Consider the following 20,989-nt stretch of genomic DNA (forward strand, 5'->3'; position numbering starts at 1 on the left):
ATCGGGATGTAGATCGACTCGTTCTCGTGCACGCTTTTGACGGTCTCGTTGACGGTGACGCGGGCCGTGCCGCGGACCACGATCCAGTGCTCGGCGCGATGATGGTGCTTCTGCAGCGACAGACGCCCGCCCGGCTTCACCACGATGCGCTTGACCTGGTGGCGCTCGCCATTGTCGACCGACTGGTAGCTGCCCCAGGGCCGATGCACCTTGAGGTGCTCCTCGGTGACCTTCGGCGCGACCGCCTTGAGTTTTGTGACCAGCCGCTTGAGCCCGTTGGCGTCTTTTTGGCGCGAGACCAGCACTGCATCGGCCGTCGCAACCACGATAAGATCATCAACGCCTTCGAGCGCGACCAGCGCGGAGTCGGTGGTGACGTTGCAGTTGCGGCTATCTTCGAACACGGCGGTGCCGTGCGAAGCATTGCCTTGCCCGTCTTTGTCTGACAATTCCCACACCGCGTGCCAGGAGCCGACGTCGGACCAGCCGCACGACACCGGCACGACCGCTGCGCGCGCGGTCTTCTCCATCACCGCATAGTCGATCGAGATCGCCTTGGCCGCGCCGAACGCCTCGGGCTCCAGCGTCACGAAGCCGAGATCGCGTCCGGCGTTACTAACAGCAGTGGAAATCGCCTCCACGCTCGCCGCATCGACCCTGCGGTATTCGTCGAGCAGGACGCTAGCCGGAAACATGAAATTGCCGCTGTTCCAGAGATAGCCGGAATTGACGTAGTCGGCTGCCTTCACCGCATCCGGCTTCTCGACGAAGCGCGCGACCGCGTGCACCTCGCCGGAGATGACCTCGCCCGGGCTGATATAGCCGTATTCGGTCGCCGGCCGCTCCGGCTTGACGCCGAACGTGACGATGCGCCCGGCGCTTGCGGCGGTGAGGCCTTGGCGGCAGGCCGCGACGAACGCGGCATTGTCCTGCACCACGTGGTCGGCGGCGAGCGCGAGCACGATGGCCTCACTCGCGCGGTTCTGCGCGAACACCGCGCCGGCTGCGATCGCGGGGCCGGAATCGCGCCGCATCGGCTCGAGGATCACGTCGGCCTCGATGCCGATCTCGGCGAGCTGCTCCAGCACCATGAAACGATAGGACGCATTGGTGATGACGATCGGGCGATCGAACAGCGACGCCTCCGAGACGCGCAACAGCGTGTCCTGGAACGTCGAGCGCGTGCCGAACAGCGGCAGGAATTGCTTGGGGCGCACCTCGCGCGAAGCCGGCCACAGCCGCGTGCCGGCACCGCCGCACATGATCAGGGGGATAATGCGTTTGTCCATCGTCATCTCAAACCTTGAAGTCGTCCCGATACCAGGTGACACAATTACGAACTCCGTGCGCGATCGGCCTTGACGGTGCAAAGCCGGCGTCGCGCATCAGATCCTCGACATCCGCGAACGTTTCCAAAGGTTTCTCGGCAGCAATTCTTTGATCGCCGTCCGACCCAGCTCCTGCTCCAGAACTCCGACGACGTGCGTCAGCTCTTCCGGGTGGTGGTTCTCGACATTGTAGACCTTAGACGGCGCATTTGCGGCAGCCGGGTCACCTGCGGGCACCAAGCCGATGAAATCGGCGGCACCCGTGACCAAAATCGCCTGATCCGTCATCCTGTTCCCAAAGACTGCTTCGCCCGATCCGTCGCTCGATCTTTCGCCCGCGGCGCCTCTTTAGCCTCGGCGTCGACGGCGTCGCAATAGCCCGCCGCCCTGCATGCGGGCTCCCGATCACCGCTATTGCAAGATCGGCGCCAAAACCATACCAAAGCGGCCGAATTCGGCGCCTTGCGTCGGGTTGCTTCAAAACCCTTGTTCATGCGGGCGAAATGCGCCGAATCCTGCTGTCGACGGCCAAGATCCTGATTTCCGGAGCGCTGCTCTACCTGGCGCTGCGCAAGGTCGATCTGTCCGAACTGTTTTCTCGTTTCAACGTGACCAGCCTGTTCTGGATCGGCTTGGCGATCGCGATCGCGTTCCTGCAAATCTTCGTCGGCGTGTTGCGCTGGCGCGAGATCAGCGCCGAATGCGGCGCCCCGCTCGAGCTCAGCCGGGCCATGCGCTACAACGTGATCGGATCGTTCTTCAACCAAACCCTGCCCTCGGCGATCGGCGGCGATGCGGTCCGGCTGTGGCTCGTCGCGCGCGCCGGCGCCGGCTGGCGCGCGGCGACCTACTCGATCTTCGTCGACCGTGCGATCGGTTTGATCGCGCTCGCGATCATGATCGTGGCAAGCCTGCCTTGGAGCTACGCCCTCATCGCCGATCCGCACGGGCGCTCCGCGCTGCTGCTCGTCGACTTCGCGGCGCTTGCGGGTGGTCTCGGCTTCCTGGTCTTCGGCGCGCTGCAATGGCGCTGGCTGAAAACCTGGTGGGCCACGCATCACATTCACGCCTGTGCCGTGATCGCCAACCGCGTGATCTTCAGCCGCTCGCGCGGACCGGCCGTCGTGATCCTGTCGCTCGCCGTGCATGTGCTGGCCGTCGTGGTCGCCTGGTGCGTCGTGCAGTCGATCGCGGCGCCGGTCGGCTTCAGCGACGTCTTTGTGCTGGTGCCGCCGGTGATGCTGATCACGATGATGCCGATCTCGATCGCCGGCTGGGGCGTGCGTGAAGCCACCATGAGCCTCGCCTTCGGCTTCGCGGGGTTGGCCACAAACGAGGGCGTCAACGTCTCGCTGCTGTTCGGCGCCGTGTACTTCATCGTCGGCGCGATCGGCGGCCTGGTCTGGATCCTCAGCGCGGAGAAAGCCGCGCAGGGATCGGCGCCGCTCGGGGTGCCGGAGTGAACGCGGCCGTCGACGCGCTCGGCGCGATACCATCGCTGCTTGCCGTTGTGATTGCCGCACTGGTGTCGGGCGTCATCACCTGGACCAGCCGCCCCCTGCTCCAGCGTTACGCATTGGCGCGGCCCAACGCGCGGTCCTCTCATCGTATCCCGACCCCGCAGGGTGCGGGCATCGCGGTGATATCAGCGACGCTGCTGGTCGCATCAGCCTGGGCAGCCTGGGCGGACGTCGCGATTCCGCCGGCGTTGATCGCTGCGACGGTCTTGATCGCCCTGGTCGGATTTGCCGACGACATCAAGTCGCTGCCGGTGCTCGTGCGTCTCGTGCTGCAGGCCGCAGCGGTCGGCGCCGTCGTGTTCACCACGCCCGAGACCGCGCGCATCGTGCCGGCGCTGCCGCTCGCGCTGGAGCGCGGACTCATCCTGCTGGCGGGCGTGTGGTTCTTGAACCTCGTCAACTTCATGGACGGGCTCGATCTGATGACGGTGGCGGAAGTCGTGCCCGTCACCGCGACGCTGCTGCTGCTGGCACTGCTCGGCGATCTGTCGTGGCCGGCCGCGCTGATCGCGGCGACGCTGTGCGGCGCCATGCTCGGCTTTGCGCCGTTCAACAAGCCGGTCGCAAAAGTCTTCCTGGGCGATGTCGGCAGCCTGCCGATCGGCCTTTTGCTCGGCTGGTGCCTGCTCGATCTCGCCTGGCGCGGGCAGCCCGCCGCGGCGCTGTTGCTGCCGGCCTATTACCTCGTGGATTCCACCATCACGCTGTTTCGGCGCATCGCAAGGGGCGAGCAATTCTGGTCGGCGCATCGCTCGCATTTCTACCAGCGCGCCACCGACCACGGCTTCACGGTCTCTCGCGTGATCGGAGAGGTGTTCGCCCTCAATCTCGTGCTCGCGGGGCTTGCCATCGTCACCGCGCGCGCCAGCTCGGTGACGATCACGCTGATCGCGCTGCTGGCGGGCGCAATCGCGATCGGCATCGTGCTGTGGCGGTTCTCCCGCCCTCAGGCGTCCTGAGCCACCAGCGCCAGCCGCAGCCCCTCGTCCAGAGACACCTGCGGCTGCCACCCGGTCGCGGTCACCTTGGAGAGGTTGAGCTCGAGCGAGCCGATCAGGCTGTCCTGCGTATCTTGCCGGCCCATCACGCGCAGCAGCGTGCTGAGCAGGTCCTGCGGCATGCCGAACAGCCGCGAGTTCTTGCCGGCAGCCTTGGCCAGCCGCGCGATGAACTCGGGCGTCGAGACCTGCTCCCTGTCCGCCACCAGGAAGATCTCGAAATTGCTCGCGGGATCTGAATGAGAGAGCCGTCGCAGGATGAACGACGACAGGTTCTGCACGGCAAGGAAGGCGCGGTGATTGCGGATCGCGGCAAAGGGCAGCGGCAGACCGAGGTTCACGGCACGCGTCAACAGCGCGAAATTGCCCTTGGCGCCCGCACCATAGACCAGCGGCGGCCTGATCACCGAGATCGTCATGGCGCTGTCGCGCGCCAGCGTCTTCAAGCCCGCTTCGGCCGCGGCCTTGGACATGCCGTAGAGACCGCGCGGCGTCAGGATATCGTCCTCGCTGAACGGCGCGCGGCCCTCGTTGCTGCGACCGTGCACGAGAACGGTGCTGATGAAGATGAACTGGCGCACGCCGGCCGTCGCCGCGCTGCGCGCCAGGTGCAGCGTGCCGGCAATGTTGACGTTGCGATAGAGCTGGACCGCATGCTCTTCGTGCTTGTGATGCACCCGCGCGGCGAGATGAACGACGGCATCGACGCCTTCAAGTGCCGCCTGCCAGTCGGTGTCGGGCCCGATCGTTTCGATCACGACCTCGTCGTCCATGCCTTCCGGTCTGCGCACCGCGCGGCGGACCGACCACCCCTCGCGCGCCAGCGCGGGTACGACATGACGGCCGACGAAACCGCTCGCACCCGTCACCAGCACGACTGGCTTGCGCTCGTTCATCGTTGCTCCGCCAGTTCGGGGTTGCGCAACAATTCGTCGACCAGGGCAGCATAGGCGTTCATCGCGGTGACGCGATCGAATTTCGCTGCCGCCTTTACCGCGCGCTCCGCAATGGCGACACCGTCGGAGTGAGACGCAGCGCGGATGACCTCGGCCAGTTGATCGGCACGGCCCGGCGTCACCACCCAGCCCAGCCCGTTCTCCACCACCGTCAACGCGGCCTCGGCCTCCGGTTCGGAGACCAGCACCACGGGACGGCCGACCGCCAGCAGATTGTAGAACCGGCTCGGCACCGACACCCCCGCAACGTCCTTCCGGTACGGAATGATCCAGAGATTGGCCGCCGCCAGGAATGCCTCGAGCTCGGCATCCTCGACCCGCCCCACGAAGGAGACATTGGGCAAGTTCGCATCGGCCTGCAACTGCTTCAATCGCTCGAAGCCGATGCCCCAGCCGGAGAGCAGGAAATGGATGTCAGGCTCGGCCCTCAAATGACGCGCCGCCTCGAACACGATCTCCGGATCATGGGTGAAGCCGAGATTGCCCGACAGGCCGACAACGAAACCCGCCGAGAGCGCTTTGCGGAACGGATTATCCGCCGTCACCGGCCGGGGTGCGGCCACGAGCGTCGCCCAGTTCGGGATGAAGCGGATCTTGTTCCGCGTCATGCCGGAATAGCTCAGCAGCGGCCGTTCCGCATCGCGGCCGATGGTGATGACGGCATTGAGCGCGCGGAACATCAGGCTGTTGGCAGCGCGCATCGTCATGGTCACGATCGAACCGGGCTTCAGCAGGCCCGCCATCACGAGCACGTCGGGGAAGAGGTCGTGCATGATCAGCGCCGAGCGCGCGCCCTTCAGCCTCGCCGCCGCCGCGACCGCGTAAGGCAGCATGAAAGGTGCAGTGACGGTGAGCACGACGTCACCTCGCCTCAGCTCCCGTGTCAGCGCCAGGAACGTGCGCGCCGCGAACAGCAGCTCGGAGGCACCGCGCCGCACCAGCGCCGCCTTGCCCGCCATCCGGTTCTTGACGGCGACGACCCGCGGCTTGCCCGGGCCGGTCTGCGGTGCCGGGAACGCGCCTGATGAGCCCGACAGCACCACGACCTCGTGATCCTCGGCGATGCGGCAGGCGATCTCGGCCATGATCGCCGCTGTCGTGCTCGGATCAGGCGGGTAATGCTGGCTCGCCACGACGATCTTGCCTCGAGGCTGCATGATCAGGCCGCGGTCGACCCGAATTCCGGAACCGCGTCCTTCAGGATGGTCCTGATGGTGGCCCGATCGTCGCGCGCGATCGCCTGCTCCAGCGCCGCAATCCATTTGCGCAGCGTCTGCATCGGCGGCTCGTTCGGCTGTGCGGCCATGATGCCGGCGACGCCGATCTCGCGGGTCGGCTCCTCGGAGGCGAACAGGATTTCGTGCAGGCGTTCGCCGGGCCGCATGCCAGTGAACACGATTTCGATGTCGTAGCCGGGTTGCAAGCCCGACAGGCGGATCATGCGCTCGGCGAGATCGACGATCTTCACCGGCTGGCCCATGTTGAGCACGTAGACCGACACGTCCGAACGCTGCGTTCCCAGCGCATGTGTTGCCGCCGTGATCACGAGATCGCAGGCCTCGCGGATGGTCATGAAGTAGCGGACCATGTCCGGATGCGTGACCGTCACAGGGCCGCCAGCATCGATCTGGGCCTTGAACTTCGGCACCACCGAGCCGTTCGACGCCAGCACGTTGCCGAACCGGACCGAGATCAGCCGCATCGACCGCCTGGCGCCACCGAGACCCGCCGCAAGATCATGGTCGAGCGCCTGGCAATACATCTCGGCGAAGCGCTTGGTCAGGCCGAGCATCGACACCGGCTCGATCGCCTTGTCGGTCGAGATCATCACCATGGCTTCGGCGCCGGCGCTGTGCGCGGCATCGGCAACGTTGATCGAGCCGAAGATGTTGGTCTTGACGCCCTCGCTCCAGTCGCGCTCGAGGATCGGCACGTGCTTGAGCGCGGCTGCATGGAACACGATGTCCGGCTTGAACTCGGCCATCAGGCGCATGATGCGCTCACGGTCGCGGATGTCGGCGATCCGCCCTTCGATCGAAGCAGCGGTGCCGAGCGCCGCGAGCGTTTCCGTGATCGCGTAGAGTGCCGGCTCGGAATTCTCCACGATCAGAAGGCGCGCCGCCCCGAACGCGACGACGCGCTCGCAGATCTCGGAACCGATCGAGCCGCCCCCGCCGGTGACGATTACCGCCTTGCCCTCGATCAGGGCCTCGAGCCGCGCATAGTCGATCTTTTCGCTCGGCCGCAACAGCAGGTCCTCGACGGCGACGGCCGTGAGCCGTGGCGTGTCGCCACTCTCGAGCGAGGGCATGCGGCTCACGATCACGCCGAGCTTGCGCGCCCGCATCAGGATCGATTCGGGATGGGCCTCCGGCTCGAATGCCGTCGGCGTCATCACGACGCGAGCGATCCCCTTGCCGCGCTTGGTGAAGTCGGCGACGACATCCTCGATGTCGTCGACGCCGCCCAGAACCGGGACGTTGCGGATGGACTGGCCGCGATCGGAACTCGATGGCGAGAGCACGCCGACCGGCCAGATGTGCTTGATCGCCCCGCTCTCGATTCCGCGCAACAGCACCTCGGCATCCGCGGCGCGACCGATCAGCAGCGTCGGCGCGGCATCTCCGGTGCGGGCGTGACGCCGCACCCGCGTGTAGCGGAAATAGCGGTAGGTCATGCGCAACGCGCTGAGGAAGGAGATCTCGAGGAACCAGTAGAGGACGATGGTCACCTTGCCGAGGAAGAAGGCGCCGCGGACGTTGGGGGCGACGAAGATGTAGTCGAGCACCAGGAGTGCAACCGTGAGCACGGTCGCGACGCGGATGATGTTTAGCGCGTCGGGCAGCGAGATAAAGCGCCATTTCGTCGTGGTCAGGTTGAAGACGAAGCACACGACCAAGCTGAAGGCCAGAAAATAGGGCAGGATCTGGATGAGCAGCGGCAGGCGGTCGAAGAAGCCGTCGCCGCCCTCGAAGCGCAGATAGAAGGCGGCGAACAGCGCCGCCGTGGTCGCCAGCAGGTCGTGGAGCGCGATCATGGCATTGCGCAAGGTGAGATGCGAAAGACGCGTCATCCGCTGACCGAAAATCCAATTAGATGCAACCTGATCGCGCTGATATCCCATCTCGGCCGGACATGCCAGTCAAGGCTTGCCCCTCAAGATTTGCCCGTCAAGGTTTGCCATCCGGGCGGCCGTTCAGGAACCGGCTACTGCCGCCTTCGCCTCGGCCTGCTGGGCCCGGATCACCATGCCGCCGGCAACGCCCACACCGATGACGTACATCCAGCCCTCGTGGAAGTCGAACAGATGGGAGTTGAACTGCGAGGTGAAGACGTTCTGGACCACGACCAGGAGGCCGACCCAGTTTGCGAGCCCGTCGCCGCGAAACAAACGCAGATGCAGGATCCAGATGGCGTAAAGAGCGGCGACCCCGATGACGCCCCATTGCACGGCCACGTTCAGCGTCTGGTTATGCGGGTTGCCGATCACCTCGGCGGACGCCTGGTACAGACCACTGCCCGGCGTCGCGGCACGCTCGAATAGCCCGCGCGTCGAACCCGTACCGTGCCCTTTGATCGGCGCCTCCGCGAAGAAACCGAGGGATTTCCGCCAGAATTCGAGCCGCAAGCCTGCCGAGGTCGACTCGCCTTTTTCCACATAGCGTGTGTAGTCGCTGGCAAAGCTGTCAGCGGTCTTGCGCAATTGCGGCGAGGCCTGCCAGGCGAGAACCGCGCCCACGAGCAGGGCCGCGGAGATGATCGCGATGTTGCGCCATCTCAGATGAAGCAACGCAAACACACCGAACAGGATCGGAATCGTGAGGAGCGCGGTGCGCGATACCACCACGAACACCATGTTGGCGAAGAAGGCGAGCGCAAGCGCCGTGAGCAGCCCGGCGATCCAGTAGCGCTTCTGGCGCAGCAACTGCACGATCGGATAGGCGAGCGCGACCGCGCAGAGCGTGAACTCCTGGCTCTGGTCGATGTAGTTCTTGACGAAGATGCCGCGCTCGACGCGATCGGATTTGAGCGCAAGATCAGGGTAGAAGGCGACGACCCAGGACATCACCGACAACAGCGCGCAGGACACCAGGAAGGCGACGAGCACCCAATGTCCGCGCAGCGAGCGCGCAAAATGATAGAGCAGGACCGGCAGCACCAGCAGCTTGACGGTCGGGTTGACCGCGTAGAAGCGCGCGCCCCAGGCCGCGTCCGACCACAGCGTCCCCACCAGCGCGAGCAGGACCAGCGCAATCGGCGCCGCACAGATCGGACGCTTGAGCGATTGCAGGAACTCTCGGACATCGAGGAACGGCACCATGGAGAGCAGCATCAGGACATTGAAGATCGCCGCAAGCGACGTCGACCACGGCAGCGAGGCCGCGGTCAGGATCGCAAACAGATCGACCGTCTCGGACCAGGCCGCCGGACTGCGCAGACGCCGCCACAGAACCTGGCCGGTGGTCTCCCCGGCGAGCGTCGTCACTTGCTCTCTCCCCGCGCGCGATGAACCAGCGCCGTCGTGCTGAAGCCCTTGAGAATGTCGACCAGCACGACCGTGCCGCCCGCGGCCTCGACGACCTCATGGCCGACCACCTGCTCGCGGGTGTAATCGCCCCCTTTGATCAGCGCGCTCGGCTTGATGCGGGTAATCAGGTCGATCGGCGTATCCTCATCGAAAATAACGACGAGATCGACGGCTTCGAGCGCCGCCAGCACTTCTGCACGTGCTCGCTCATCCTGAACGGGGCGGTCGGCGCCCTTCAGCCGCCGCACCGAGGCGTCGCTGTTCAGCCCTACGATCAGGCGGTCGCAGGCGGAGCGCGCCGCTGTCAGCACCTTGACGTGGCCGGGATGCAGGATGTCGAAGCAGCCATTGGTGAAGCCGACGCGCTGGCCTTGCTTCTTCCATTCCGCGAGCTGCGTGTCGAGCGCACCGGGCTCGAGCACGATCTTCTCTTCGGCCGCGAGATAGGCATGCGGCAATATCTTTCGCTTCAACTCGGCCACACTCACGCTGGCGGTGCCCTGCTTGCCGACGGCGACGGCGGCTGCGGCACTGGCCATGCGCAGCGCCGTGTCCCAGTCCGCGCCGGTGGCAAGCGACACCGCGAGCGCCGCGGCGACGGTGTCGCCGGCGCCGGAGACGTCGCGCACCTTGACCGGAAACGCCGGAACGTGAACGGCCTCGCCGTTGCGCGGCACCAGCGTCATGCCGTGCTCGCCTTGGGTGACCAGGATCGCTTCGCAATCGGCGAGCCGCATCACGTCCTCGCTGGCATCGACGATGCTCTGCGGCGTGTCGGCGCGGCTTCGGGTCGCTTCCGAAAATTCCTTGCGATTGGGCGTGAGCAGCGTGGCGCCGCGATAGATCGCCCAGTTCAGGCTCTTGGGATCGACGATCACGGGCTTGCCGAGTTTTCGCGCGGCGTCGATGGTGTGGCGGATGACGCGGGCGGTGAGCACGCCCTTGGCGTAATCGGACAGCAGCACGATGTCGGTGCGCGCGATCTGCGGCAGGATCGCTTCGATCAGCTTGGTCTCGATCGTATCGGAAGCAGGCTGTGCCTGCTCCCAATCCGCACGCAGCATGTGCGTGGAAAAATGCTCGGAGACGAAACGGACCTTTCGCGTGGTCGGACGCGAGGGATCGCACACCAGCACACTTTCGATTGCGCCCTGCTCCGCAAGCGTCGAGGCGAGCTGCCTGCCCGCCTCGTCATCGCCGACGAGGCCGACGAAGATGCAGCGCGCGCCGAGCGCGGCGACGTTGCGCGCGACATTGCCGGCGCCGCCGATATGGATCTCGCTGCGCTGTGCCGCGATGACCGGCGCCGGCGCTTCCGGCGATATCCGCGACACCTCGCCATAGACGAACTCGTCCAGCATGATGTCGCCGATGCACAGCACCGTGCGGCCCGAGATGGCTTGCGCGAGGGTATCGAAATCGAGAATGGGCGTCGGCATGGTGATGGGCCTCAGCGGAAGCGGTCGGGCCGGTCGAGATAATTCCCGACATAGGTCTTCACCGCGTCCTCGAGCGTCGTGAAACCGCCATTATAGCCGGCGCGGTGGAGGCGATCGACCTCGCTCTGGGTGAAGTACTGGTAGCTGCCGCGGATCTGCTCGGGCATGTCGATGTATTCGATGTTGGGGCGGGCGCCGAGCGCGGCATAAGCCGCCAGCATCAGATCCTTGAAGCTGCGCGCCTTGCCGGTGCCGACATTGAAGATGCCGGACACCGAGCGCGTCGCCAGCAGCCACATGATCACGCGCACGACGTCGTCGACATAGATGAAATCGCGGCGCTGGTCGCCGTCGGCGATGCCCTCGCGATGCGACTTGAACAATTGCACGACACGGCCCGCTTTGACGTCGTCGAAACGGCGCGCCAGCACGCTCATCATCGAGCCCTTGTGGTATTCGTTGGGGCCGAACACGTTGAAGAATTTCAGCCCGGCCCATTGCGGCGGCAGTTTCTCGCCGTTCGCTGCGCGCTCGGCGACGGCGAGATCGAACAGATGCTTGCTCCAGCCGTAGAGATTCATCGGCCGCAATTTTTTCAGCGCAGGGACAGAGCTGTCGTCATCAAAACCTGCCTCACCGTCGCCGTAGGTCGCCGCCGAGGAGGCGTAGATCAGCGGCACGGCATTTGCCGTGCACCAGTCCAGGAGACGCATCGACAGGCGGAAGTTGGTCTCGAACACCAGGTCGCCGTCGGTCGCGGTGGTCGCGGAAATCGCCCCGAGATGGATCACGGAGTCGAGCTTGCGGCCCTTCAGCCAGTCCAACAGCTCAGCCGGTGGGACGATATCCACAAGCTGCCGCTTGGCGAGGTTGCGCCATTTGCCCTCGTTGCCAAGGAAATCGCAGACGACGATGTCGCTGCGGCCGGCCTCGTTCAGCGCGGCGACGACATTCGATCCGATAAAACCGGCCCCGCCGGTCACCAGCAACATTCCAACTTCCCTGCCAGATTCCGCCTGCCCGAAGTTTTGCGGTCCGGTTCTGCCCTAGCGCATGATCCGCCAAAGTGTAAGCGGTTTTGGGATTGCCGCTCAGCCGGCTTTACCTGCCGGCCCGGAGCGGCTAACCGAACCGTCACATCAGCGCACCTCGACCTTATTAACGAATGAACCAAGATTCGCAACTTAGTGGCGAGGCAGATCGGGGCGACACGCGCCCGATCCTGATCGTCCCTTACATGTGGATCGGCGATTTCGTCCGGAATCACACCGTCGTGCGGGTCCTGAACGAGCGCTGGCCGAACCGGCCGGTCGATCTGCTCACGACGTCCCTGTGCGCGCCCCTGGTCGATTACATGCCGGGCGTGCGCGATGCGATCGTCTGGGATCTGCCGCGCGGGCAGCTCGCCGTAGGCCGCCAGCTCGGCCTGGCGAAGCTCCTGCGTGAGCGGAACTACGGCACCGCCCTGGTGCTGCCCCGGACCTGGAAGGCCGCCATCGCGCCCGCTTTGGCCGGGATTCCGGAAAGGGTCGGCTTCGTCGGCGAATTCCGGTTCGGCCTGCTCAATCGTTGGCGCTGGGGCGAAAAGAAGCTGCCCCGCTTCATCGACAAGAACGCCGCCCTCGCCCAGCCCGATGGCGCCCCGCTGCCACCGGAATGGCCGGTGCCGCAATTGCGGGTCCCGGCCGAGGACATCCTCCGCTGGCGGCAGGCCAATGGCCTGAGCACAGGCGCCGCCGTGGCGCTGGCTCCCGGCTCGGTCGGGGTGTCAAAACGCTGGACCTACTATCCCGAGGCCGCCCGCTTGCTCGCCGAGCGCGGCCTCGAGGTCTGGGTGGTGGGCGGCCCCGGGGAAAAGGGCCTGGCCCAGGAGATCGTCGCGGCCGGCGGCCCGGGGGTCCGGGACCTCACCGGCAATGATCTGCGCAATGGCGTGCTGGCCATGGCCGCGGCCGGCGTCGCGATCTCCAACGATTCCGGCCTGATGCACATCGCAGCCGCCCTGGCCACGCCGACCATGGGCATCTTCGGGCCGACCAGCCCTTACCTCTGGGCCCCCCTCAACGGCCTCGCCGCGACCGTGGTCCAGGACAAGAGCGTGCTCTCCTGCCAGCCCTGCCAGAGCACGATCTGCAAGATGAACGATCATCGCTGCATGCGAGATATCGCGGCGAGCGAGGTGGTGGAGATTGCGCAGCGGGTGCTGGGTGAGGCCGGCTTGCGGGCCATGACCTGAAGGCCGTCGAGGCTACGCCGATAATGACAGCATACCGGTGTTTTGCCCGACGAGTAAAATCGATTTCGTAAAATCAGCAGCCCATTTACACCGGCCGCCAAGCCATTGATTTCGTTGGCCCCGGCTACTGTGCATGGGGTTGTTTTCGCGGTTTTTGTTTTGGGGATGCGACAGCAGTGACTCAAAGCAGCGGCCGATACACTTCGCCGATCCGCGCCGCCTCGGCATCAAGGCTGAATCGTTCGAGCACCCGTGCCCGCCCGCGCTCGCCCATAGCGATCGCAGTGGCCACATCGCGCATCAGCGGTTCGATCGCTGCAGCCAGTGCATCCGCATCACCGGTCGGGATCAGCACGCCGGTCACGCCATCCTCGACCACGAGTTCGGCCGCGCCGGCGCGTGCGGCGACCAGCGCGCTGCCGGCCGCCATCGCCTCGATCAGCGTCAGGCCAAAACCTTCGTTGCGTGAGGTGAAGGCGTAGATCGTCAGCCGCTGATACCAGCGCTGCACGTCTTCGATCGGCAGTTCGCCAGTGATGACGATGCGCAATTGCAAGCCGGCGACCTCGATCCGCTTCTTCAGGTCGTTTGCGAAAACAGTTTGCTCGGGTGTGACCTGGCCGACGATGATTGCGGTGAAATCCGGATAGCGCGGCAGCAAGCGGCACATCGCATCGACGAACACATCGGTGCCCTTCTGCGCGCGCACCCGGCCGAAGCAGCCGATCGCGTAGCGGCCCGGCAGCGCGGTTTCCGCGAAGGCAGCAGGGCGATCTACCGGCGGCGCATAGACGGCGGTGTCGACGCCGTGTGGGATCACGGTCGCCTTCACCTTCAGGAACGAGGCCGAAAGATCTGATGTCGCGATGATCGCGTCCATGCGCCGGATCAGCCAGCGCGTGATCCAGCTATGATGGCGCTGTGCCGCCGAGGTGAAGACGAGCTTGAGCGGCCAGCCGAGCGCGCGCAACAGCACGCCCGCGATCATCTCGTTGTTGCGGCGCGCGTGCCAGATCACCGGCGCCTTGCGGCGCCACAATCTCAAGAGATCGGCACCGTTCAGGCGCGCGATCCCCTCCGGCGCGTCGGAGCCGAACCACGCGGCGCGAAACAGCTTTGCCAGCCGCGGCGCCACCATCCGGTTGGTCGCGGTGACCCCGGAATAGCGCCTGTGCAGATTTGGCACGATCACTTCGAGATCGCTTGGGGAATTCGCCACGCCACGCTCCGTTTCGAAAGTCCCTATACGCAACATTAAGCATAGTGACCAGTTCAGCCGCGCCGATACCCACTCTTCACCACGTAAACGTTAGCTTGGAGCGTTGATCGAAGACGGGTGAGATCATGACTGTGCTTGTCACCGGCGGTGCCGGCTATATCGGAAGCCACACGGTTCTGGCGCTGGCGGAAGCCGGCGAGGACGTCGTCGTGATCGACGATCTCTCCACCGGCTTCTCGGCCTATCTGCCCGAAGGCGTGCCGCTGTTCATTGGCGATGCCGGCGACGAGAACCTCCTCGAAGGCGTGATCGCCCAGCACAACATCGAGAGCATCATCCATTTCGCTGGCTCGGTGGTCGTGCCGGATTCGATGCGCGATCCGCTCGGCTATTACCGCAACAACTTCACGACCGCGCGCAACCTGCTCAATGTCGCGGTCAAGCGCGGCATCGACCGCTTCATTTTCTCCTCGACCGCTGCGGTCTACGGCGATCCGGACCAGGTGCCGGTGCCCGAGCATGCGCCGACACGGCCATTGTCGCCCTACGGTTCGTCGAAGCTGATGACCGAGATCATGCTGCACGACGTCGCTGCCGCCTACGGCATGCAATACGTGACCCTGCGCTATTTCAACGTTGCGGGTGCCGATCCGCAGGCCCGCATCGGCCTTGCCACCGCCGGCGCCACGCATTTGCTCAAGATCGCGGTGGAAGCCGCGACCGGCCAGCGCGCCAAGATCGACGTGTTCGGCACCGACTATCCGACCCCGGACGGCAGCTGCATCCGCGACTTCATCCATGTCACGGACCTGTCGCAGGCGCATCGCTCGGCGCTCGCCTATTTGCGCAACGGCGGCGCCTCGACGACGCTCAATTGCGGCTATGGCCGCGGCTACTCCGTGCTGGAGACCATCGACGCGGTACGCCGTGTTTCGGGCCGCAGCTTCGCCGTGCAATACGCCCCGCGCCGGCCCGGCGACATCATGACCATGGTCGCCGACACCAGCCGCATCCGCGGCCTGCTCGACTGGAAGCCGCAATACGACGACCTCGAGACCATTGCAGCCCATGCGCTGGCCTGGGAGGACAAGCTGTTCCGCGAGCGTCACGGCGAGCTCCGCCACGCCGCCTCGGCCTAGATTCCATCCGGGCGCAAGCCCTTAATTGGGCTTGAAAAGCGCTGGCTTAGCGGGCACAGAGGCCGTTCGATCCCTGACGCGCGGGCAGGCTTATTCCTGTGCCGTCAATGGACTGCGGATGGCTCAGTTTCCAAAGAAAATCACCGACGATCCCTATGCGGCAGCGGTGCTGATTCGCCGCCTGGTCACGGAACAGGGGATCATCTACTGGCGGCGCTATCTCGTCGCCTTCGCGCTGATGGCGCTTGCCGCCGGATCGACCGCGGGCGCGACCTACGTGCTCGGCCAGGTCATCAACCAGGCCTATGTCGACAAGAACATCCCGGGTATCGCGATGTTCTCGGGCATCACGGTGATCCTGCTCTTCATCAAGGGCGTGGCGACTTACGGCCACATGGTGATCCTGACCAAGATCTCCAATGCCATCCTCGCCACCAACCAGCGCCAGCTGTTCGCCAAGCTGATGCGCGAGAGCGTCGGCTTCTTCTCCGAGCGGCATTCGTCGGAATTTCTGGCGCGGCTGACGGCCGGCGCAAAGTCCATCACCGATGTCCTCAACATGCTGGTCAATGCGGTCGGGCGCGACCTCATGATGCTGCTCGCCATGATCGGCGTGATGGTGTGGCAGGATCCGGTGATGTCGTTCATCGGCCTCGTCGCCGTGCCGCCGGCGATGCTGGTGCTGCGCAAGCTGGTCAAGCGCATCAAGGGCCTCGCCTACAACCAGTTCACCGGCACCGCCGACATTCTCGAGACGATGCAGGAATCGCTGCAGGGCATCCGCACGGTGAAAGCGTTCACGCTCGAAGACACCATGCAGAACCGCATCGACGAGAACATCGCGATTGTCGAGCGCAACGCCAACAAGATGGCCCGCGTCGCCAACCGCTCCAACCCGCTGATGGAGATGCTCGGCGGCTTCGCGGTCGCCGGCTGCCTGCTCTATGGCGGCTACAGCGTGGTCGCCCTCAACGCCACGCCCGGCGCGTTCTTTTCCTTCATGACCGCCTTCCTGATGGCGACCGAGCCGGCCAAGCGGCTGGCGCGGCTCAACATCGACCTCAACAGCCAGCTCGTCGGCGCACGCATGCTGCTCGAAGTCGTCGACAGCCCCGCGAGCGAGCATTCCGACGACGACAAGCCGGCGCTGAAACTGTCGACTGCCCGTATCGAGCTGCGCGACGTCAGCTTCTCCTATCGCAACGGTGAGACCGTCCTCAACCGCATGAGTTTTGTTGCCGAGCCCGGCAAGGTCACCGCATTGGTCGGCCCCTCCGGCGGCGGCAAATCGACGGTGCTGGCGTTGCTGCTGCGCTTCTACGAGGTGACGCAAGGCGACATCGTGATCGACGGCCAGTCGATCGGCGCGGTCTCGCGAAGATCGCTGCGGGCTCAGACCGCCTATGTCGGCCAGGACGTCTATCTGTTCCGCGACACCATCCGCAGCAACATCGCCTTCGGCAAGCCGGGCGCAACCGAAGACCAGATCATCGACGCTGCGAAAGCAGCCTGCGCGCATGACTTCATCATGGGCTTCCCGCTCGGCTACGACACGCCCGTCGGCGAGCACGGCACGCAGCTGTCCGGCGGCCAGCGCCAGCGTATCGCGGTGGCGCGCGCGCTGATCAAGAACGCGCCGATCATCCTGCTCGACGAAGCCACCGCCGCGCTCGATTCGGAGTCCGAGCGGCAGGTGCAGGAGGCGATCGAGCATCTCTGCCAGAACCGCACGACCATCGTGATCGCGCATCGCCTGCACACCATCATGCACGCCGATGCGATCCTGGTGGTCGAGGGCGGCGAGATCGTCGAGCAGGGCCGGCACGACGAGCTGCTCCGCCGCGGCGGACGCTATGCGTCGTTCTTCCGCCTGCAACATCACGACGCCGGCGCTCTGGCGCCGATCAGCGCAACCGCATAGAGTTCCCTTCACCTCAAGAGCAGCGAGATCGCACCATGAACGCCGCCTCCTACGTCATCCCGCTTCCGACCCAGGCTTCGCTTCCCGTCGTCGGGGAAAGCGGCCGTTTTCCCGTGCGCCGCATCTGGTGCGTCGGCCGCAACTATCTCGAGCACATCCGCGAGATGGGCAATGACGAGCGCGCCCCGCCGTTCTTCTTCGCCAAGCACGCCGACATGCTGGTGCCCGACGGCGCCACCATTCCCTATCCGCCGCTGACCAAGGATTTGCATCACGAGGTCGAGCTGATCGTCGCGATGAAGAGCGGCGGGCTGAACATCCCCGCCGACAAGGCGCTCGACCATGTCTACGGCTATGCCGTCGGCATCGACTTGACCCGCCGCGACCTCCAGATCGCCTCCCGCAAGAAGGAGCGTCCCTGGGAGATCGGTAAGTCGTTCGACTATTCGGCGCCCTGCTCCGCGGTGCAGCCGGCATCGAAGATCGGTCATCCCGCCAAGGGCAAGATCTGGCTCACGGTCAACGGTAACGAAGCGCAGAAAGGCGACCTCACCGAGCTGATCTGGAACGTGCCTGAGATTATCTGGCAGCTCTCGCAGCAGGTGAAGCTCGCCGCCGGCGACATCATCATGACGGGCACGCCGGCCGGCGTGTCGCAGCTCCAGCCCGGCGACAAGCTCGAATGCGGCGTCGACGGCGTCGGTACGCTGAAGGTCTCGATCGGCCAGCCAGAGTAAGGCTCACGGCGGCTCTAAATAAAAAGGCCCCGGGCAAGTCCGGGGCCTTTTGTATTTCGACGGCGGATGCCGATCTACCGGGCCTTCACCGGCCGATCGGCGTGGCTTGCCTGCGGCACACCGCGATTGAGCGACATGTGGGAATGCACGCACAGCCAATCATCACGATGCCTTGAAAACACCATCGTGGCCCGGCCCGGGCGCGGAAACGCGCTGCCGTCGGGATGATAGCCTGTGCTCGTCCACGGCACGATCACGGTCGCCATCGTGCCATCGGACGATGCCAGCATCGAGGCCTGGTCGACGACGAAACGGAAGTCGGACGTCTTCGGCCAGACGTTGTCCCATTGCGTCGTGACCCATTGGTCGAGGCCGGGGATAACGTCGTTGTGGGTGCCGAAGGCCAGCACATCCGGATGGAAGAGCGGCCGCGCCGAAGCATAGTCGACCTCGCGGACATAACCCGCGAAGGTTTCCAACCAGTGGCGAAAGTACAGCGTGATCTCGGTATTCGCGGTCGGCAAGGACGCCATCGCCTGCTCCATGTTCGGCAACTCAATCGCGGCACTCTTTGTTGCCATGGGGCGAACCGTCCAGCAAGATACGCGGAGAGCACCGGTGGAGATCGATCGACGAACCGGGCCGATTTCATGGAGCCAGACTCATGAGACGCCTTCTCCTGCTTGCAGCCACGCTTATCGTCTCGTGCGACGTTGCCAGCGCGCAGTCCAGTCAGCCTTATGCTGGCCTTGAGCATCGCCCTATCAAGGCGCTGTCGCACCAGCAGATCGACGATCTTCGAGCCGGACGTGGCATGGGCCTAGCGCTTGCTGCCGAGCTCAATGGATATCCCGGTCCGAGTCATGTTCTTGAGCTAGGTGATTGGCTTGATTTGACCGCGGACCAGCGCATCCAGGTTCAGCGCCTCTTCGATGCCATGAAGCAGGAGGCGGTCCCGCTGGGTAACAAGCTGCTCGAGCAGGAAACGGAATTGGACCGGCTCTTCTTCACCCGCGTCGTGACATCGGAGTCACTCAAGGCGGCCCTCCTTGCCATTTCGGAAACCCAGGCACTGCTCCGCGAAAGCCATCTCAAATATCATCTGTCGACAACCGCCCTGCTCGATCAGAGGCAAATGCAGCGATACGCGGAGCTGCGAGGTTACCAACGGCCCGATAGCTCCGAAGGACACAAGCACCGTCATTAGAAAAATGCTGGCGGTCTGCTTCGCCACCCAATGCAAACGCGATCAGCGCAAAGCCGACAGCACGATGAGGCCGAGGATCAGCGCCGTCAGCGAATATTTGAGCGTGGCGCTCGGCGAACCGCACCGCAAGCTACCGCCGGCGAACAACGCCACGAATAATATGTACTTCCTCGGCAAGGCCGATCAGTTTCCCTATCTCGCCGCAACCGCGAAAGCGAACCGCGTGATCGCGCTTCAGGTCAGCGGGCCGGCACCGGCCCCCGGCTACAGCTTCAACTACATCAATCTCGGCGGCAGCACCGAGAAACTGATGGCGCAGTTCGGCGACCCCTTCCATGTCGGGCCGAGCGGGCTAGAGAAGACCGAGTTCTGGACCTATCACCCATGGCCCTTCTCATTCGAAGTGCAGGCGGACCGCGTCACGTCAATCCGGATCAGCGATCCGACCCTCCAGTAAATAGATTGTACGGGGCCCTGGTCACGCCCGTGACAGGGCCTGGAGACCCTTGAAGGTCAGGCGCTTGGGGTCTGTGACGCCGGCGAGATACAGGCGGCGGATGAATGCGATGACGGCGTCGCGGTCGCAATCGGTCAACGCGACGACGGCGTCGACCGCGATTCTCTGGGCTTCCATTGGGCTCACCTCGGCCTTGCAAGTAACCCCGGCCGAGACAGGCTAGGACTCCGCGGTTAATCCGGCGTTAACCGTTCGCGCAGCATGGCCGATTCACCTGAGCGGCCGTATACGCAAAACAACGCATTGCCCGGGGTGCAGCGGCTCACCGCGCAGTGATGCTGTTCTTGAGCTGAGCGAACTGTTTCTTCAGCCGCGGCACCGCAAAGTCCGTGAAGGTCCGCACCTTCGGCACCGAGAGCCGGCCCTGCGGACAGATCAAATGCGCGGGCATCTCGGGATCCTCGTCGCCGGCAAGCACGATCTCGAGCTCGCCGCGCGCGACCTGCTCACCCACCTGATACGAATACATCCGCGCCACGCCGCGGCCGGCGACGGCCGAGGCCACCGCCGCATAAGTGCTGTTGACGACGAGGCGCGGACTGAATTGCACCGTGCGGGCAGCCGACGAGCCGGCTTGCGGCGCAAAGGTCCAGGAATTGGGAAGGTGGGCCATCGCAACGATCTGGTGCTTGGCGAGATCGCCGGGCTCGGTGATCCGCGGGTGCTGCTTCAGATAGCGTGGTGATGCCACCACGACGCGGCTGATCTCGCCGACCCGCATCGCGACCATCGCCGAATCCGCGAGATGGCCGATGCGGAGCGCGACGTCGACCCCCTCCTCGATCAGATTGACGGCGCGATCGAACAACAGGAGTTTTGCCGACACGGTCGGATAGGCGTCGAGAAACGCATCGAGGATCGGCCGCAGCACCATCTCGCCCGACACCACAGGGGCAGTGATCGTGAGCAGGCCGCGGGGTGCCGTGCGCGGCCCGGCCGTGATATCGTCGGCCTCCTCCAGTTCGGTGAGCACGCGGCGACAGACCGCGACATAGCGCTCGCCCTCCTCGCTCAGCTTGATCGAACGTGTGGTCCGGTGCAGCAGCTCGGCACCGACCCGCTGCTCCAGGAACGCAATGGCGCGGCTCACCGCCGCCGGCGAACGGCCGAGCTTGCGGCCCGCAGCCGCGAGGCTGCCCTCGTCCACCGCAAGGACAAACACCTTCATCGCATCCAGACGATCCATACGTCTCCCACCAGCCCATCGAACTCCGATTGCAAGCTAGGCGTTCGCTCACGCTGCA

General features: G+C 65.0%; 20 protein-coding genes. 8 read left to right on the top strand and 12 right to left on the bottom strand.

Translation table 11 applies throughout. The features are described 5' to 3' along the window. Both AC0L27_RS18155 and AC0L27_RS18160 read right to left on the bottom strand, forming a co-directional pair. Window positions 1–1,289: mannose-1-phosphate guanylyltransferase/mannose-6-phosphate isomerase (locus tag AC0L27_RS18155; protein ID WP_473319885.1), on the bottom strand; the 1,289-nt coding region annotated here is incomplete at its 3' end. 96 nt (window positions 1,290–1,385) lie between these two features. Next, window positions 1,386–1,616, bottom strand: coding sequence for a hypothetical protein (locus AC0L27_RS18160; protein ID WP_473319886.1), 231 nt, complete (start codon window positions 1,614–1,616; stop codon window positions 1,386–1,388). A 215-nt stretch (window positions 1,617–1,831) separates the two neighbouring features. Here AC0L27_RS18160 and AC0L27_RS18165 point away from each other — a divergent pair, with 215 nt between their 5' ends. Next, window positions 1,832–2,791, top strand: a complete 960-nt coding sequence (locus AC0L27_RS18165) for a lysylphosphatidylglycerol synthase transmembrane domain-containing protein (RefSeq protein WP_354254830.1) — start codon at window positions 1,832–1,834, stop codon at window positions 2,789–2,791. Further along, window positions 2,788–3,807, top strand: coding sequence for an MraY family glycosyltransferase (locus AC0L27_RS18170; RefSeq protein ID WP_473308911.1), 1,020 nt, complete (start codon window positions 2,788–2,790; stop codon window positions 3,805–3,807). The genes AC0L27_RS18165 and AC0L27_RS18170 overlap by 4 nt, the downstream gene beginning before the upstream one ends. Here the strand turns inward: AC0L27_RS18170 and AC0L27_RS18175 are convergent. The 6 genes from AC0L27_RS18175 to rfaD form a co-directional block, all read right to left on the bottom strand. Beyond that, window positions 3,795–4,742: an NAD-dependent epimerase/dehydratase family protein gene (locus tag AC0L27_RS18175; RefSeq protein ID WP_473308910.1), complete on the bottom strand. Its 948-nt coding sequence runs from the start codon at window positions 4,740–4,742 to the stop codon at window positions 3,795–3,797. The two genes, AC0L27_RS18170 and AC0L27_RS18175, sit on opposite strands and share 13 nt — an antisense overlap. Further along, window positions 4,739–5,959, bottom strand: a complete 1,221-nt coding sequence (locus tag AC0L27_RS18180; RefSeq protein WP_473319889.1) for a glycosyltransferase family 4 protein — start codon at window positions 5,957–5,959, stop codon at window positions 4,739–4,741. Before AC0L27_RS18180 ends, AC0L27_RS18175 begins: the two co-directional genes overlap by 4 nt. A 2-nt stretch (window positions 5,960–5,961) precedes the next feature. Next, window positions 5,962–7,875 (bottom strand): nucleoside-diphosphate sugar epimerase/dehydratase, encoded by a 1,914-nt coding sequence (locus AC0L27_RS18185; protein ID WP_275169934.1) that lies wholly within the window; start codon window positions 7,873–7,875, stop codon window positions 5,962–5,964. Between the two features lie 123 nt (window positions 7,876–7,998). After that, complete coding sequence (locus AC0L27_RS18190) at window positions 7,999–9,288, bottom strand: O-antigen ligase family protein (protein ID WP_473319891.1); 1,290 nt, start codon at window positions 9,286–9,288, stop codon at window positions 7,999–8,001. Then, window positions 9,285–10,769: a D-glycero-beta-D-manno-heptose-7-phosphate kinase gene (rfaE1, locus tag AC0L27_RS18195; RefSeq protein ID WP_473319893.1), complete on the bottom strand. Its 1,485-nt coding sequence runs from the start codon at window positions 10,767–10,769 to the stop codon at window positions 9,285–9,287. Before rfaE1 ends, AC0L27_RS18190 begins: the two co-directional genes overlap by 4 nt. A gap of 11 nt (window positions 10,770–10,780) precedes the next feature. Then, window positions 10,781–11,761 carry an ADP-glyceromanno-heptose 6-epimerase gene (rfaD, locus tag AC0L27_RS18200; protein WP_473319895.1) on the bottom strand — a complete coding sequence of 327 codons (981 nt, stop codon included), beginning with the start codon at window positions 11,759–11,761 and terminating at the stop codon, window positions 10,781–10,783. Window positions 11,762–11,934: 173 nt separating this feature from the next. Between rfaD and waaF the strand changes: the two genes are divergently transcribed. Next, window positions 11,935–13,005 carry a lipopolysaccharide heptosyltransferase II gene (gene waaF / locus AC0L27_RS18205; protein ID WP_473319896.1) on the top strand — a complete coding sequence of 357 codons (1,071 nt, stop codon included), beginning with the start codon at window positions 11,935–11,937 and terminating at the stop codon, window positions 13,003–13,005. Window positions 13,006–13,186: 181 nt separating this feature from the next. Here waaF and AC0L27_RS18210 read toward each other — a convergent pair whose 3' ends face one another. Then, a complete protein-coding gene (locus AC0L27_RS18210; RefSeq protein WP_473319898.1) occupies window positions 13,187–14,224 on the bottom strand; it encodes a glycosyltransferase family 4 protein in 1,038 nt (345 codons plus the stop codon). Between the two features lie 125 nt (window positions 14,225–14,349). Between AC0L27_RS18210 and galE the strand changes: the two genes are divergently transcribed. From galE to AC0L27_RS18225, 3 genes are all read left to right on the top strand, one after another. Continuing rightward, window positions 14,350–15,363 (top strand): UDP-glucose 4-epimerase GalE, encoded by a 1,014-nt coding sequence (gene galE, locus AC0L27_RS18215; protein ID WP_473319900.1) that lies wholly within the window; start codon window positions 14,350–14,352, stop codon window positions 15,361–15,363. Window positions 15,364–15,481: 118 nt separating this feature from the next. Beyond that, window positions 15,482–17,284, top strand: a complete 1,803-nt coding sequence (locus AC0L27_RS18220; protein ID WP_473308902.1) for an ABC transporter ATP-binding protein — start codon at window positions 15,482–15,484, stop codon at window positions 17,282–17,284. 35 nt (window positions 17,285–17,319) lie between these two features. After that, complete coding sequence (locus AC0L27_RS18225) at window positions 17,320–18,021, top strand: fumarylacetoacetate hydrolase family protein (RefSeq protein ID WP_473308901.1); 702 nt, start codon at window positions 17,320–17,322, stop codon at window positions 18,019–18,021. 74 nt (window positions 18,022–18,095) lie between these two features. Here AC0L27_RS18225 and AC0L27_RS18230 read toward each other — a convergent pair whose 3' ends face one another. Continuing rightward, the gene (locus AC0L27_RS18230) at window positions 18,096–18,554 is read right to left on the bottom strand and encodes a YybH family protein (protein WP_275170197.1); all 459 of its coding nucleotides are present in this window, start codon (window positions 18,552–18,554) and stop codon (window positions 18,096–18,098) included. Between the two features lie 131 nt (window positions 18,555–18,685). On the opposite strand from AC0L27_RS18230, the gene AC0L27_RS18235 reads away from it, so the two are divergent. Both AC0L27_RS18235 and AC0L27_RS18240 read left to right on the top strand, forming a co-directional pair. Next, window positions 18,686–19,228, top strand: a complete 543-nt coding sequence (locus AC0L27_RS18235; RefSeq protein ID WP_473308900.1) for a periplasmic heavy metal sensor — start codon at window positions 18,686–18,688, stop codon at window positions 19,226–19,228. 64 nt (window positions 19,229–19,292) lie between these two features. Beyond that, window positions 19,293–19,685 (top strand): hypothetical protein, encoded by a 393-nt coding sequence (locus tag AC0L27_RS18240; RefSeq protein WP_473319901.1) that lies wholly within the window; start codon window positions 19,293–19,295, stop codon window positions 19,683–19,685. A gap of 21 nt (window positions 19,686–19,706) precedes the next feature. Here the strand turns inward: AC0L27_RS18240 and AC0L27_RS18245 are convergent, their stop codons facing one another. Both AC0L27_RS18245 and AC0L27_RS18250 read right to left on the bottom strand, forming a co-directional pair. Beyond that, a complete protein-coding gene (locus tag AC0L27_RS18245) occupies window positions 19,707–19,862 on the bottom strand; it encodes a hypothetical protein (protein WP_007612486.1) in 156 nt (51 codons plus the stop codon). A gap of 145 nt (window positions 19,863–20,007) precedes the next feature. Continuing rightward, window positions 20,008–20,931 carry a LysR family transcriptional regulator gene (locus AC0L27_RS18250; RefSeq protein WP_473308898.1) on the bottom strand — a complete coding sequence of 308 codons (924 nt, stop codon included), beginning with the start codon at window positions 20,929–20,931 and terminating at the stop codon, window positions 20,008–20,010. Window positions 20,932–20,989 lie beyond the last annotated feature (58 nt).

Source organism: Bradyrhizobium sp. Ken51 (assembly GCF_055807435.1).

What these genes read in the sequence shown, in the direction of transcription:
- AC0L27_RS18160 (WP_473319886.1), bottom strand. Translation starts at nt 1,616, where the DNA reads ATGACGGATCAGGCGATTTTGGTCACGGGTGCCGCCGATTTCATCGGC.
- AC0L27_RS18165 (WP_354254830.1), top strand. Translation starts at nt 1,832, where the DNA reads ATGCGCCGAATCCTGCTGTCGACGGCCAAGATCCTGATTTCCGGAGCG.
- AC0L27_RS18175 (WP_473308910.1), bottom strand. Translation starts at nt 4,742, where the DNA reads ATGAACGAGCGCAAGCCAGTCGTGCTGGTGACGGGTGCGAGCGGTTTC.
- AC0L27_RS18180 (WP_473319889.1), bottom strand. Translation starts at nt 5,959, where the DNA reads ATGCAGCCTCGAGGCAAGATCGTCGTGGCGAGCCAGCATTACCCGCCT.
- AC0L27_RS18185 (WP_275169934.1), bottom strand. Translation starts at nt 7,875, where the DNA reads ATGACGCGTCTTTCGCATCTCACCTTGCGCAATGCCATGATCGCGCTC.
- rfaE1 (WP_473319893.1), bottom strand. Translation starts at nt 10,769, where the DNA reads ATGCCGACGCCCATTCTCGATTTCGATACCCTCGCGCAAGCCATCTCG.
- rfaD (WP_473319895.1), bottom strand. Translation starts at nt 11,761, where the DNA reads ATGTTGCTGGTGACCGGCGGGGCCGGTTTTATCGGATCGAATGTCGTC.
- waaF (WP_473319896.1), top strand. Translation starts at nt 11,935, where the DNA reads ATGAACCAAGATTCGCAACTTAGTGGCGAGGCAGATCGGGGCGACACG.
- galE (WP_473319900.1), top strand. Translation starts at nt 14,350, where the DNA reads ATGACTGTGCTTGTCACCGGCGGTGCCGGCTATATCGGAAGCCACACG.
- AC0L27_RS18220 (WP_473308902.1), top strand. Translation starts at nt 15,482, where the DNA reads ATGGCTCAGTTTCCAAAGAAAATCACCGACGATCCCTATGCGGCAGCG.
- AC0L27_RS18225 (WP_473308901.1), top strand. Translation starts at nt 17,320, where the DNA reads ATGAACGCCGCCTCCTACGTCATCCCGCTTCCGACCCAGGCTTCGCTT.
- AC0L27_RS18230 (WP_275170197.1), bottom strand. Translation starts at nt 18,554, where the DNA reads ATGGCGTCCTTGCCGACCGCGAATACCGAGATCACGCTGTACTTTCGC.
- AC0L27_RS18235 (WP_473308900.1), top strand. Translation starts at nt 18,686, where the DNA reads ATGAGACGCCTTCTCCTGCTTGCAGCCACGCTTATCGTCTCGTGCGAC.
- AC0L27_RS18240 (WP_473319901.1), top strand. Translation starts at nt 19,293, where the DNA reads ATGAGGCCGAGGATCAGCGCCGTCAGCGAATATTTGAGCGTGGCGCTC.
- AC0L27_RS18245 (WP_007612486.1), bottom strand. Translation starts at nt 19,862, where the DNA reads ATGGAAGCCCAGAGAATCGCGGTCGACGCCGTCGTCGCGTTGACCGAT.
- AC0L27_RS18250 (WP_473308898.1), bottom strand. Translation starts at nt 20,931, where the DNA reads ATGGATCGTCTGGATGCGATGAAGGTGTTTGTCCTTGCGGTGGACGAG.